This window comes from Kaistia defluvii (genome assembly GCF_026343955.1).
Taxonomy (GTDB): Bacteria; Pseudomonadota; Alphaproteobacteria; order Rhizobiales; family Kaistiaceae; genus Kaistia; species Kaistia defluvii.
In genome coordinates this window covers 153,454-167,116 of record NZ_JAPKNI010000005.1, presented here as the reverse complement: position 1 = coordinate 167,116, position 13,663 = coordinate 153,454, and the positions used below count along the sequence as shown (strand labels likewise).

The window sequence follows — 13,663 nt, the reverse complement described above, 5'->3', positions numbered from 1 at the left end:
GGCTCCCGGCCCGCCGGGAGCTCCGACTCACGGGTGCTCCTCTCGCCGCGCCCTTCTTCTTCTGCCGCGACACATTCCCGGCTCTCAGGTCAGCAGACATACATGGTTGCCGCGCCGCGCCATTTTGGCTCTCGCATATCGCTCTTCTACGCCGGCTTCTTCGTCGTTGGCGGATTGATGACGCCCTTCTTCCCGGTCTGGCTGCATCTGCGCGGGCTGACGCCGGAACAGATCGGCGTGTGCCTGGCGCTGCCGCTGGCCGCGCGCCTGCTGTTCATGCCGCTCGGCAGCGCCTTTGCCGACCGCGCGCCGAACAGGCGGTTTGCCGTCATCATCTTCGCAGTGCTCGGGCTGCTCTTCTTCATCCCGGCCACGATGATGGGCGGCTACTGGCCGATCCTTGTCCTCACCGGCCTGGCGACGGCGACGCTCGGCCTGGCCATGCCGGCGATCGACGCGCTGGCCTTGACCGGCGTGCGCCGTTTCGGGCTCGACTATGGCAACATGCGTGTCTGGGGCTCGATCAGCTTCATTGTGGTGAGCCTGCTAGGCGGCGTGGTGTTCGGCCATTTCGGCGCTGCCGTGCTCTCTCCGTTGCTGATCGGCAGCTATGTCGTCGCGGCCTTGTCGGCCTTCCTGCTGCCCGTTACGCCGCCTGAAATCCGCGCTGCCGATGATGCCGCGAAGCCCGAGACCGTCTCGGCGCGCTCGATCCTGACCAGCCGGAGCGTTCTGGTCGTCATCGGCTCGTCCGCCATCATCACGGCGACTCACGCCGTCTTCTACAGCTTCGGCACCATCCAGTGGGAGAAGCTCGGTTTCAGCGGCGCCGAGATCGGCCTGCTCTGGTCCTCCGGCGTCGTCGCGGAGATCGGCATGTTCGCGATCTCGGGCCGGGCGTTGCAGAAGATGGCGCCCGAGCGGCTGATCATGCTCGGCGCCATCGCGGCGATCGTGCGGTGGTCGCTGTTTCCGCTGGCGACCGGGCTCTGGTTCTCGCTCGCCCTGCAGATGCTGCACGCCCTGACCTTCGCGGCGGTCTATGCCGGCATGCAGCGGGCGATCGCCCGCGACGTCCCGGAGGAAATGACAGCCTCGGCGCAGGGGATCTGGCAAACGACGTCCGGCCTCGGACTGGCTCTGGCAACCCTGCTGGCGGGGCCGCTCTACGGCCATTTCGGCGCGGCGGCGTTTCCGGTGATGGCGATTGGCGGCGTGATCGCCGTGATCGTGCTGATGCTGCCCAAGGCTCGGCGGATCAGCCCCACAAAGCCGGGGGCGGCGGCCTGACCAGGCTTCCCTCGTAGACCAGACCCGGCGATCGGTCGCGGGCTAGCAGCAGCGGTCCATCGAGGTCGACGAAGGCCGCGTCCTGCGCCAGAAGCACCGCCGGCGCCATGGCGAGCGAGGTGCCGACCATGCATCCGACCATCAGCGCGAAACCCTGCGCTTCGGCGGCGGCACGGAGCCGCAGCGCCTCGGTCAGGCCGCCCGTCTTGTCCAACTTGATGTTGATTGCGTCATAGCGACCGACCAGATGGCCGAGATCGCCGGCGACATGCAGGCTCTCGTCGGCGCACACCGCGACCGGCCGGTCGGCACGCTCCAGCCAATCGTCCTGGCCGGCCGGAAGCGGCTGTTCGATCAATTCGACGCCGGCCTCGACGCAGGCGCGCATGTTGGCGTCGAAGTTCCGTTCCGACCATGCTTCGTTGGCGTCGACGATGATCCGGCTCGCGGGAGCGCCCCGCCGCACGGCGGCGATCCGTTCGCGGTCGCCATCGCCGCCGAGCTTCACCTTGAGCAGAGGGCGATGGGCGGCGACACGCGCGGCCTGCTCCATGCTCTCCGGCGTGCCGAGGCTCAGCGTATAGGCCGTCACGAGCGCCTTCGGCGCGGAGAGACCGAGCCTTTCGGCGACGGGCACGCCGCTCTGCTTGGCTTCGAGATCCCAGAGCGCGCAATCGAGCGCGTTGCGGGCCGCGCCCGGCGGCGTGGCTGCGCGCAACGCCTCCCGGTCCGGCTGGGCCGCGTATGTCGCCAGCGCTTCTCGAAGGGTCGCCGCGACGCCTTCGACCGTCTCGCCATAGCGGACATAGGGGACGCATTCGCCGCGTCCGCTCGCGCCGCCGTCGCGGAGCGTGACCACCACGACATGCGCTTCGGTGCGCGCGCCACGCGAGATGACGAAGCTGCCGGCGATCGGCCAGCTTTCGACCTCGACGGAAAAGGAGAACGTCATGGGCGACGGAAGTCCTGCTCGAGGCGGTCGACGATGGGCTGGACGCCGGTGCGGATCGGGTCGACGGCCGGAATACCATGTTCCATCGCGGCCGCATCCAGCGTCGCGCGCGCCGCCGCGTCGTCGAGCGCCTGGGTATTGATGGCGATGCCGACGCAGCGGATCGCCGGGTTGGTCAGCCGGCCACAGGCGACCGTGAGGTCAATGACCTCCTGGATCGAGGGCAGGGGATGCGCCACGCCGCGCATGGTTCTGCGCGTCGGCTCATGGCAGACGACGAAGGCGTCCGGCTGCGCCCCGTGCAGCAGGCCGAGCGTCACGCCGGCGAAGGAGGGGTGGAACAGCGAACCCTGCCCCTCGATCAGGTCCCAATGGCCGGCATCCGTCTCCGGCGAGAGCCATTCGACCGCGCCGGAGATGAAGTCGGCGACGACGGCATCGATCGCGACGCCGCGGCCGGAGATGAATACGCCGGTCTGGCCCGTCGCCCGGAAATCGGCATTCATGCCGGCGGCGCGCATGCCGCGTTCCAGGGCGAGCGCGGTGTATTTCTTGCCGACAGAGCAATCCGTGCCGACTGTCAGCAGGCGCCGGCCGCCGCGCTTCGCGCCCTTGCCGGTGGCGAAGGTCTGCGTCGAATGGCGCACGTCGTGCAACTGGCTTCCCGACCGTTCGGCGGCGGCGCGGATCGCGTCGACGTCGCGAAGGCGGCTGTGCAGGCCGGTCGCGACGTCCAGCCCGGCATCGAGCGCCTCGACGATCGAGGCGACCCAATGATCGGGCAGGACGCCACCGGCATTGACCGCGCCGACGATCATCGTGCGGACCCCGGCGGCCCGTGCCTCGGCGATCGTCATGTCGGGAATCTTCGCGTCGGCGCGGCAGCCGGCGAGTCGCAGCTGGCCCTTGCACCATTCCGGCCGCCAATCGACGATCCCGAGCGCGGTTTTGGCCGCCAGGGCGTCAGGAACGTCACCCAAAAACAACAGGTAGGGTGTTGCGATCTCCATCCCGACATCCTTTCCTGCCAAGGGCTTGCCCTGGCTTCCGTGCTCATGCGATCACCATTCAGTGACGGGAGCTTAGGAGGCACCCGGCGGCGCCACAAGGTCGCTCTGATCTCCATCCCGAATGCAGGCTTCGAACGCGGAGCGGTCGTGGCAGCGGCAATAGCGGCGCAACTGGATTACTCGGATGTCGATGGGCAGGCTCGGTTGCGGGCGGTTGGCTCGTGGACGGTGCGCACCGTGGGCACTCTCGAATCATCCATCGACAAAGCGATTACCGATATCTCCGGCGCGACGGTCATCGATCTCGCCGGCATCGACCACATCGACACAGCCGGGGCATGGCTGCTCACGCGTCTCCAGCGCGGCTTGAGCGCCAAGCAGAGCACGGTCTCCATGGAGGGCGCCTCCGAGAACGCCCAGCGGTTGCTGGATGCGCTCAGCCCGACCGAGCGGGAGATCCCGCCTCCGCCGCCGCAGATTGGCGTCGCGCACGAAATGGTCGAAGCCGTCGGCCGCACCATGTATTTCTCCTGGCAGGATTTCCTGTCCGGTCTCAACATCCTCGGTGGCGTCACCCGCGGTTTCGTGCGGGCCGTGCGCCATCCCGCGCGGTTTCGCGTCACGTCGATCGTCTTCCATATCGACCGGACCGGGCTGCGGGCCGTGCCGATCATCACCCTGATGTCACTCCTGATCGGCGCGATCATCGCGCAGCAGAGCGCCTTCCAGCTGCGGGCGTTCGGCGCGGAGATCTTCTCGGTCGACCTGGTCGCCATCCTCGTGCTGCGGGAGATCGGTGTCCTGCTGACGGCGATCATGATTGCCGGCCGCTCCGGCAGCGCGATCACGGCCGAAATCGGCTCGATGAAGATGCGCGAGGAGATCGATGCGCTCAGCGTCATCGGCGTCGATCCCGTCGAGGTCCTGATCATGCCGCGGATCATCGCGCTGATCGTCGCTCTGCCGATGCTCGTCTTCCTGGCCGATATGGCGGCGCTTGTCGGCGGTGGCCTGGTCAGTTGGGTCTATATCGGCATCACGCCCGCGGCGTTCATTGACCGCGTTCGCGACGCGGTGGCGCTCAACACGCTCTTCGTCGGCCTGATCAAGGCGCCTTTCATGGCCCTGATCGTCGGTATCATCGCGGCGTCCGAGGGCTTGAGCGTGCGCGGCAGCGCGGCTTCGCTCGGCCAGCACACGACCGCATCGGTCGTGAAGGCGATCTTCATGGTGATCGTCGTCGACGGTCTCTTCGCCCTCTATTTCGCCGCGGTGAACTACTGATCATGGCTGAAACATTGACGGGCCATGGCAGGGAGAAGGAAGTCGTCATCCGGGGGCGGGGCATCACCGTCGGCTTCGGCGACCGGCTGATCCTGGAAAATCTCGACATCGATGTCTATCGCGGGGAGATCCTGGGCGTCGTCGGCGCATCGGGCACCGGCAAGTCGGTTCTGCTGCGCACGATCCTCGGGCTGCAGCCCAAGCGCGCGGGCTCGGTCGAGATCCTCGGCACGCCCTATGACGATGCCGATCCCGAAACGCGCGCCTCGATCGACCGGCGTCTCGGCGTGCTGTTCCAGCAGGGGGCGCTGTTCTCCTCGCTCACGGTGTTGCAGAACGTCGAATTCCCGATGCGGGAGCATCTTCATCTTTCGCAGCGCCTGATGGACGAGCTGGCGCGCGTGAAGATCGACCTCGTCGGCCTCGCGCCGGAGGCGGCGGATCGCCTGCCGGCGGAGCTTTCCGGCGGCATGATCAAGCGCGCCAGCCTGGCGCGGGCGCTGGCGATGGATCCGGCCATCGTGTTCCTGGACGAACCGACCTCGGGTCTCGACCCGATCGGCGCCGCCGAGTTCGATGAACTGATCGCCACCCTGCGCGATACTTTGGGGCTGACGGTGTTCATGGTAACCCATGACCTCGACAGCCTGCACACGGTCTGTGACCGAATCGCGGTGTTGGGCCAACGTCATGTGCTGGTCGAGGGAACCATGCAGGATATGCTGGATTTCGACGATCCCTGGGTACAGAAATATTTCCGGGGCGTGCGTGCACGTCGCGTGGAGAACGAAGCTTAATGGAAACGCGCGCCAACTATGCAACGATCGGACTGTTCACGCTGGGCGTGATCGTTGCGTGCTTCGTCTTCATCTACTGGCTTGCACGCTATGACGAAAGCGGCATCCGCAAGCCGCTGCGCATCCTCATTCCCGGGTCCGTGGCCGGCCTTGCTCCTGGAAGTCAGGTTCTCTTCAACGGCATCAAGGTCGGCGAAGTGAACACGCTCCGGATCAACCCGGAAGATCCGAACCAGGTCGAGGCGATGGTCTCCGTCGACCCGAACCAGCCGATCAAGTCCGATACCAAGGCGTCGCTCGGCATCCAGGGCCTGACCGGCATCGCCTATATCGAGCTCAAGGGCGGCACGGGCACGCTTCCCAATCTGCTGGACCAGCAGGGAATTCCGACGCTGAGCGCGCAGGGGTCTGGGCTGCAGGACCTGATTGCCAGCGCCCAGGAGCTGGTCGCCAAGGTCAACACGGCCGTCGATCGCGTGAACGGCTTCATCGACACCTCCGAGCCGGCGCTGACGACCTCGGTCAAGAATATCCAGACCTTCACCGACGCGCTGGCGGCGAATTCGGAAGGCGTGAAGGAATTCATGAACAATTTCGGCGACCTGTCGAAGCGCGTCGGCTCGCTGTCGGAAAGCCTGAGCGGTGTCGTCGCCAAGGCCGACAAGATCATCTCGGCGATCGATCCGACCAAGGTCGCCGATACGCTCGGCAACATAGACAAGGTGACCGCGAGGCTCTCCGCCTCGGCCGACAACATTCCCGAGATCGTCGCCAACGTGAAGCAGATCTCCGAGCAGCTGGAGAAGGCGCTGGATGGCGCCCAGCAGATCATCGGAGCCATCCAGGTCGAGACCGTCAAGAGCACGATCAACGACATCGCCACCGTTGCGCGGCGCGTGCAGACCGCCACGGTCGACGTGAACAAGATCGTCGCGGATGCCGGAAAGACGGTTGCCGACGCCAAGGACTTCGTCGCCAACATCAAGACCAAGCAGCCCGACATCGACGTGATCGTCGACAATACGCGCGACATGGTGCAGAAGCTGAACGCCGCCTCGACCCGTATCGACGGCATCCTCGGCAAGGTCCAGGATCTCGTGACCGACCCGAACGGCAAGAACTTCTTCGCCGAGGCCACGGCCGCCGCCGCCTCGATCCGCAAGGTCGCGGAAGCCTTTTCCGGCAAGGCGGCCCAGATCGCCGACAACCTCGCGAACTTCTCCGGGCCAGGCCTTCGCAATGTCGACGGGCTGGTGGATCAGCTTCGCCGCACGACGACCCGCTTCGACTCGACGCTCAACTCGATCCAGAGCAATCCGCAGCGACTGATTTTCGGAAACCCGGGCGTACAGGACTACAATCGCAAATGACTGGGGTACGGCAAGCCATGCGTTCTGTGCGTCTATCCCTGCCTGCAGGGACGGTTTCGATGCTCCTCGCCGCCACGCTGCTTTCGGGCTGCGTCGGCAAGCTGCTGACCGCGCCGCCACCCGCCACCTATGACCTGGCCGGCGTCGAATCGGCGCCCTCCGTCAAGCGCCGCACCTCGGCGCAGGTCCTGGTGCCGGAGCCCTTCGCGCTGCAGACGCTGGCCAGCCAGCGCATCGTCGTCACGCGCGGCCCGCTCGTTGCCTATTATCCGAACGCCCAGTATCCGGACACGCTGCCGCGCTTGGTGCAGAGCCGGGTGATCCAGGCTTTCGAGAAATCGAAGGGCGTCCGCGCCATCGGCAGGCCGGGCGAGGGGCTGTCGATCGACTACCAGTTGCTCACCAACATCCGCACCTTCGCCTTCGACGTGACCCCTTCGGGCCGCTTCGCCGAGATCGAGATCTTCGCCCAGATCATGAACGATCGCACCGGCAAGGTCGTCGAGGCGAAGCTGTTCAAGGCCTCGGTGCCGGTCGCCGAAGATACGGCGCCAGCCGCCGTGACCGGTCTCAATGCGGCCCTCGATCAGGTGCTCGTCGACATGGTCGCCTGGGCGGTCCCGCGCCTCTAGGGCCGATCGGGCGTCACGGAGACCTTCGCGCCACCCGTTTGCCGCAAGCGGGCGAGGGATTCGTCCGATCGTGGCCGGTTGGCGGCGGTGACGATGCAGGCTGACGGACGAAGGCCGCGCGCCGCCAGAGGGGATGGTTCTCTCCCTCAAACGATCGCGGGTGCGCCTCGGGCGGCGCGTCAGAGCGCCGGCCTTGGCCGGCACCTCGAAACCAGCTTCGAAAAGTCTGGATACAAAAAAGCCGCCGCGCGGCTGGCGCGGGCGGCGGGCTGTTCGTCGGCCGGGTGACGGGCGTCCTGCGCCGATCGCCACCGCCATGCCGCCGTCCGCCCGGCGGCATGGATGGATGCCGCCTGGCGGCATCCGGATGGATCAGGACGAGGACGGCAGGCGGACCGGGCGCAGCAGGAACTGCGGCACGTGATCGCCGAGACCGATCACCTTGTCGTCCGGCTCGTTCCGGTCGCGGCGATCATGACGGGGACGATCGCGCTGATCCCGTTGATCGCGGTCGCGGCGCGGCGATTCCGGCTGCTGGCGAACCGCTTCCTGCTGGCGCGGTGCCTCCGGCTGGCGGGGGGCTGCGTCGGGCTGGCGCGGGGCGGGCTGGCGGCGCGGTGCCTCGGGCTCCGCCTTCTGCGGCGCGGCCTCGGGGGCTGCGGCTTCGGCGGCGACCGGCTGGGCCTCTGTCGCTTCCTCGGCCGATTTCTCGACCTGGCGGGCGACGCTCGAACGCGATGCGCGCGGCTTGCGCTCGCGCTCGCCGCTGCGCGGCTCGTCGCTCTTGCTGCGGCCACGGCCGCGTGCCGGGGCGGGTGCCGCTGCTTCGTCCGTCGTCACCGGCTCGCCGATCCACTCGACGCCATCGCCGGTCAGCTTGTCGATCGCGGACAGATATTTCTGGTCCGACGGGGCGACGAGCGTGATGGCGGTGCCCGAACGTCCGGCGCGGCCGGTACGGCCGATGCGGTGGACATAGTCGTCCGCATGGGTCGGGATATCGAAATTGAACACGTGGCTGACATCGGGGATGTCGAGGCCGCGCGCCGCGACGTCGCTGGCGACCAGCAGCGTCAGGCGGTTGTTCTTGAACGCGTCCAGCGTCGCCATGCGGGCGCGCTGATCCATGTCGCCATGCAGCGCGCCGACCGAGAAGCCATGCTTCTCCAGCGAGCGGGCAAGGACGGCGACGTCGCGCTTGCGATTGCAGAAGATGATCGCGTTCTTCAGGTCGACCGCGTTGCGGATCAATTCGCGCAGCGTCTCGCGCTTGTCGAAGGCTTCGCGGCCGGTATGCACGAAAAGCTGCTTCACCGTCTTCGCGGTGGTCGCCGGCTTGGCGACCTCGATGCGGATCGGGTTGGACAGGAACGTGTCGGCGAGGCGCTGGATTTCCGCCGGCATGGTTGCCGAGAAGAACAGCGTCTGGCGCGTGAAGGGGATCAGCTTGGCGATGCGCTCGATATCGGGGATGAAGCCCATGTCGAGCATGCGATCGGCCTCGTCGATGACGAGGATCTCGACGCCGGTCATCAGAAGCTTGCCGCGCTCGCAATGGTCGAGCAGGCGGCCCGGCGTGGCGATCAGGACGTCGACGCCGCGATCGAGCTTCTTTTCCTGCTCGTTGAACGACACGCCGCCGATCAGTAGGGCGACGTTCAGCTTGTGGTTCTGGCCATAATTGTTGAAGTTTTCCTCGACCTGCGCTGCCAGTTCGCGGGTCGGTTCGAGGATCAGCGTGCGGGGCATGCGCGCACGAGCGCGGCCCTGCTCCAGCAGCGTGATCATCGGAAGCGTGAAAGATGCTGTCTTGCCGGTGCCGGTCTGGGCGATTCCCAGAACGTCACGCCGTGCCAGAACATGCGGGATGGCCTCTGCCTGGATCGGCGTCGGCGTGGTGTATCCGCTTGCCTCAACGGCAGCCAACACTTTCGGGCTCAGTCCGAGCGTAGAGAAGGTCATGTTTTGAAAAGGGGCCCAAAGCCCGATGGGACGGCAAACAGGCGCATCGCCATCGATGAAAGATGCACGCAAATACGAGATTTTGCGTGGTCTTGTCAATTGTTTCGCGAAGAGTGGCTGAATCCTGCCGCTTCTGGAGGCCGAATTCTAGTTGCTGGCCGGCCCGAAACGATAGCTCTCGTCGTCGCCGATGAAGAGTTCATAGCTCTCCTTGGCGCCGCCGGCCGCCGGATCGACCAGCTCCAGGAAGACGCTGAGGCCGTCCGCGTCCGCCTCGACGACGAAATCGCCGATGTTGCGCTTCAGCTCGACCATCTCCTTGATGTCGACATTGCGGGACAGCGTCATCGCGCCGTCCGCGCCGCGCTCGAGCCACTGGACAAACAGGCGCGCCATGGGCTCGGGCCCGCTGCGGTCGATGACGATGCGGTAGATTCCCTTGTGGCCGTCCTTCTCCCAGGCGCCGACAGTGCGGACATCCTGGATCGAGGGCGCCAGGGCAGCGACGCTGTCCGCGACGGGATCGGCATGGAGCGGGGCGGCGGCGGCCGCGGTGAGGATGCAGGCGGCGAGAAGCGTGCGAACGGTCATCGGTGAACCTCCGTGGAGCGCGGGGCCGCTGGCGCGGAGCCGCTTGGCGTCGACCGCGTCCATGGGCCGACCAGTATTCTGGGCGGATTTCCGCTCAGATATCGAGTTCCTTCACGAACACCGCCCGCTCCTGGATGAAGCGGAAGCGTTCTTCGGGCCGGTTGCCCATCAGCTGCTCGACGACGTCCTGGGTAACGGAAATGTCGCCGTCCGTGATGCCGACCCGAAGCAGGGTGCGCTTCGACGGCTCCATGGTCGTTTCCTTGAGCTGGGCCGGCAGCATCTCGCCGAGGCCCTTGAACCGGCCGATCTCGACCTTGCCCTTGCCCTTGAATTCGGTGCGGAGCAGCTCATCCTTGTGATCGTCGTCGCGCGCATAGAGCGTCTTGCCGCCCTGGCTGATGCGGTAGAGCGGCGGCACGGCGAGGTAGAGATGGCCCTTGTCGATCATCTCCGGCATCTCGCGATAGAAGAAGGTGATCAGCAGCGAGGCGATATGGGCGCCGTCGACGTCGGCATCGGTCATGATGATGACCTTGTCGTAGCGAAGGTCGTCGTCGCGATAATGGTTGCGCGCGCCGACGCCCAGCGCCTGCATCAGGTCGGCGAGCTGCTGGTTCTGCGCCAGCTTCTCCCGCCCGGCATTGGCGACGTTGAGGATCTTGCCGCGCAGCGGCAGCACGGCCTGGCTGGCGCGGTTGCGCGCCTGCTTGGCGGAGCCGCCTGCCGAGTCGCCCTCGACGATGAAGATCTCGCTGCCCTGGGCCGCCGTCTGGCTGCAATCGGCCAGCTTGCCCGGCAGGCGCAGCTTGCGCACCGCCGTCTTGCGGTTGACTTCCTTTTCCTGCCGGCGGCGCAGGCGCTCCTCGGCGCGCTCGATCACCCAGTCGAGCAGGCGCGAGGCCTCCTGCGGCGCGGCGGTCAGCCAATGGTCGAACGGGTCGCCGATCGCCTTCTCGACGATGCGGGTCGCCTCGGCCGTCGAGAGCTTGTCCTTGGTCTGGCCGACAAATTCCGGCTCGCGCACGAAGACCGACAGCATCGCCGCACAGGACGTCATCACGTCCTCGGCGGTGATGGCGGAGGCGCGCTTGTTGCCGGAGAGGTCGGCATAGGATTTGAGGCCACGCAGCAGGGCCATGCGCAGGCCCTGTTCATGCGTGCCGCCCTCGGCCGTTGGGATGGTGTTGCAATAGGAGCGGACGAAGCCGTCGCCCGGATACCAGGCGATCGCCCATTCCGCCGCGCCATGGCCGCTGGCCTTGTCGGTGCGGCCGGCGAAGATCTGGCTGGTCACCATCTTCTCGTTGCCGAGTTCGGCGGCCAGGAAGTCCTTGAGACCCGCCGGAAAGTGGAACACGGCCGTCGTCGGCGTCGCGGCGTCGGGCTTGATCAGCTCCGGCGCGCAGGTCCAGCGGATCTCGACGCCGCCGAACAGATAGGCCTTGGACCGGGTCATGGCGAACAGGCGCTCGGGTCGGAAATGCGCCCCGACGCCGAAGATCTGCTCGTCCGGCTTGAAGCGCGTCCTGGTGCCGCGACGGTTGTGGACCTCGCCGACGGCCTCGAGCTTCGAGGTCGCGTGACCGCGCGAGAAGGTCTGGCGATACAGGCGCTTGCCGCGCGCGACCTCTACCTCGAGAATTTCGGACAATGCGTTGACGACCGAGATGCCGACGCCGTGCAGGCCGCCGGAGGTCTCGTAAACCTTGGAATCGAACTTTCCGCCCGAATGCAGCGTCGTCATGATGACTTCGAGCGCCGACTTGTCCTTGAACTTCGGATGCGGGTCGATCGGGATGCCGCGTCCATTGTCGGTGACGGTGACGCTGCCATCGGCGGAGAGCTCGACATCGATGAAGGTCGCATGGCCGGCGACGGCCTCGTCCATCGAGTTGTCGATTACCTCGGCGAAGAGGTGGTGCAGGGCCTTCTCGTCGGTACCGCCGATATACATGCCGGGGCGGCGCCGCACCGGCTCCAGCCCTTCGAGGACTTCGATGTCGGCGGCCGAATAGCTCGCCTCCGCGCTCGGCGTTGGCGATGCCGACCGCCTCGGGGCGGCGGGTGCCTCGCGCAGGGCGGTTTCGGGCTTGATCACGCGTGCGGTCGCACCGGATCCGAAAAGGTCGTCGATCTCTGCCATGGTCATCCGTAACTGTGTGGCCGTTGCAATGGCGTGGTCGATGCGGCGAATCAAGACGGAATTTTGCCACGCCCGGGGCTAGGATGCGAGTGTGTTCCTTGTTTGTTCGATTTGGCGCCCTTTGTGCCGCGACGTCTGCGTGGCCAGCATGCCGATACCCGTTTGGCGAGTCCGGCAACCGGATCCACGATTCCATGTTGCGGGTGAGCAACAGTGCATTCGCAACTCGTCGCGTGTCGGTGCTGGCCGCCCCAATTGCCGCCTTTCAGCCATAAAGTGGAACGACCGTCCTCCTCATCCGGGGGCGGATAGGACAAACCTTGCGTATTGTCGGTACAAATTCTCGTTGGTCTTCAGGGGTACACGTAGCTGTGATGGCGCGAACAGTAGAACGCAGCTTCAACGGCCTCGGAATCGCCCGAAACCAATCCCATATTTGGGAAAATCCAAATCGCTGCGTCTTCGCGGCTCAAGGCGGGAACTTCGCTCCTGCGACCCTGGCGGCCCTTTGGCCGATGGCGGGCGCGAGCGTCAGGAATGGTGTGGCGTGCTATGCGAATCTGTAACGCGGTTGGCGGCGTCGCCCTTTTGGGGATGAGTGTGCTTGCGGGTCTCGGGGCGTGCTCCGGTCAGGCCTGGGCGCTCGATGCCCGGACGCTCGATCGCAACGCGACGCCGGTCGAGGCCTTCCGCTTCGGTTTCAATGCCTACAAGCAGGGCGACAAGACCACGGCCGTCGAAGCGCTGACCTTTGCCGCCGACAAGGGCCATGCGGTCGCCCAGTGGAAGCTGGGGCGCATGTATGCCGAGGGCGATGGTCTCACCAAGGACGATATGAAGGCGTTCGAGCTGTTCAGCGAGATCGCCGACGCCCATGCCGACGACAATCCGGATGCGCCTTCGGCGCGCTTCGTCTCGAATGCTTTCGTCGCGCTCGGGTCCTATTACCGCGACGGGATTCCCAACAGCACCGTGCAGCCCGATTTCAGCCGCGCCCGGCAGATGTTTTCCTACGCCGCGTCCTATTTCGGTGACTCGGACGCCCAGCTCAATCTGGCGCGCATGTATTATGAGGGCGAGGGCGGCGAGCGCGACCCGCGCCAGGCCGCTCGCTGGGCGAAGCTGGCGGCCGACAAGGGAAATGTCGGCGCCCAGGCGCTGCTCGGCCATATGCTGTTCGAGGGCGATGGCGTGAAGCGCCAGCCGGTCGTCGGACTGATGTTCCTGACGATCGCGCGGGATCGTTCCGGCACTGGCGATCCCTGGATCATGAAGCTGCAGGAACAGGCTTTCTCGGTTGCGACCGAAACCGAGCGTCGTACGGCTCTCGCCATGGCCGATGACTGGATCGGCAAGAATCCGCAGACCGTTCAGTAGCGCCTCTCCGCGCTGACATTCGCGCAACACACGCTATCTCCCTGATCGCCCCGGCAAGCTTGCCGGGGATGAAGCCGCCGGATTGCTTGCGGGATGACCGCGAATGCGGTCAGGATTGCTTCCTGCAATCGTCTTTCGACCGGAGCGCCCCGAGGGCGAACCACCTGGACGGCGGGGAGGGAGAAGACATGAAGAGCAGCTCGGTTCAACGGGCCTGGTCAGGCTGGTTGTCTGGGTTGCGTCATGGAAACT

General features: G+C 66.1%; 11 protein-coding genes. 6 read left to right on the top strand and 5 right to left on the bottom strand.

Translation table 11 applies throughout. From position 1 onward, the window contains the following. Positions 1-102: 102 nt before the first annotated feature. Positions 103-1,290: an MFS transporter gene (locus OSH10_RS14530; protein ID WP_266332550.1), complete on the top strand. Its 1,188-nt coding sequence runs from the start codon at positions 103-105 to the stop codon at positions 1,288-1,290. On the opposite strand, the gene dgcA is transcribed toward OSH10_RS14530, so the two are convergent. Then, the gene (gene dgcA / locus OSH10_RS14525; RefSeq protein WP_266332548.1) at positions 1,259-2,242 is read right to left on the bottom strand and encodes an N-acetyl-D-Glu racemase DgcA; all 984 of its coding nucleotides are present in this window, start codon (positions 2,240-2,242) and stop codon (positions 1,259-1,261) included. The two genes, OSH10_RS14530 and dgcA, sit on opposite strands and share 32 nt — an antisense overlap. Further along, positions 2,239-3,252 carry an N-acetyltransferase DgcN gene (gene dgcN / locus OSH10_RS14520; RefSeq protein ID WP_266332547.1) on the bottom strand — a complete coding sequence of 338 codons (1,014 nt, stop codon included), beginning with the start codon at positions 3,250-3,252 and terminating at the stop codon, positions 2,239-2,241. The genes dgcA and dgcN overlap by 4 nt, the downstream gene beginning before the upstream one ends. A gap of 147 nt (positions 3,253-3,399) precedes the next feature. Here dgcN and OSH10_RS14515 point away from each other — a divergent pair, with 147 nt between their 5' ends. From OSH10_RS14515 to OSH10_RS14500, 4 genes are read left to right on the top strand one after another with little or no spacing between them, the layout of a single operon-like run. Continuing rightward, entirely contained in the window at positions 3,400-4,536 is a 1,137-nt protein-coding gene (locus tag OSH10_RS14515; RefSeq protein WP_266332545.1) for an ABC transporter permease, read from the top strand. 2 nt (positions 4,537-4,538) lie between these two features. Further along, complete coding sequence (locus tag OSH10_RS14510; protein WP_266332544.1) at positions 4,539-5,333, top strand: ABC transporter ATP-binding protein; 795 nt, start codon at positions 4,539-4,541, stop codon at positions 5,331-5,333. Then, positions 5,333-6,703, top strand: coding sequence for an MlaD family protein (locus OSH10_RS14505; RefSeq protein WP_266332543.1), 1,371 nt, complete (start codon positions 5,333-5,335; stop codon positions 6,701-6,703). The genes OSH10_RS14510 and OSH10_RS14505 overlap by 1 nt, the downstream gene beginning before the upstream one ends. Before the next feature lie 59 nt (positions 6,704-6,762). Continuing rightward, complete coding sequence (locus tag OSH10_RS14500; protein WP_266332541.1) at positions 6,763-7,335, top strand: ABC-type transport auxiliary lipoprotein family protein; 573 nt, start codon at positions 6,763-6,765, stop codon at positions 7,333-7,335. A gap of 372 nt (positions 7,336-7,707) precedes the next feature. On the opposite strand, the gene OSH10_RS14495 is transcribed toward OSH10_RS14500, so the two are convergent. From OSH10_RS14495 to parE, 3 genes are all read right to left on the bottom strand, one after another. Continuing rightward, positions 7,708-9,297, bottom strand: a complete 1,590-nt coding sequence (locus OSH10_RS14495; RefSeq protein WP_266332540.1) for a DEAD/DEAH box helicase — start codon at positions 9,295-9,297, stop codon at positions 7,708-7,710. A 147-nt stretch (positions 9,298-9,444) separates the two neighbouring features. Beyond that, complete coding sequence (locus OSH10_RS14490; RefSeq protein WP_266332539.1) at positions 9,445-9,888, bottom strand: hypothetical protein; 444 nt, start codon at positions 9,886-9,888, stop codon at positions 9,445-9,447. 94 nt (positions 9,889-9,982) lie between these two features. Next, positions 9,983-12,034: a DNA topoisomerase IV subunit B gene (parE, locus tag OSH10_RS14485; protein ID WP_266332537.1), complete on the bottom strand. Its 2,052-nt coding sequence runs from the start codon at positions 12,032-12,034 to the stop codon at positions 9,983-9,985. Positions 12,035-12,628: 594 nt separating this feature from the next. Here parE and OSH10_RS14480 point away from each other — a divergent pair. Continuing rightward, positions 12,629-13,411, top strand: a complete 783-nt coding sequence (locus OSH10_RS14480; protein ID WP_266332536.1) for a tetratricopeptide repeat protein — start codon at positions 12,629-12,631, stop codon at positions 13,409-13,411. Positions 13,412-13,663 lie beyond the last annotated feature (252 nt).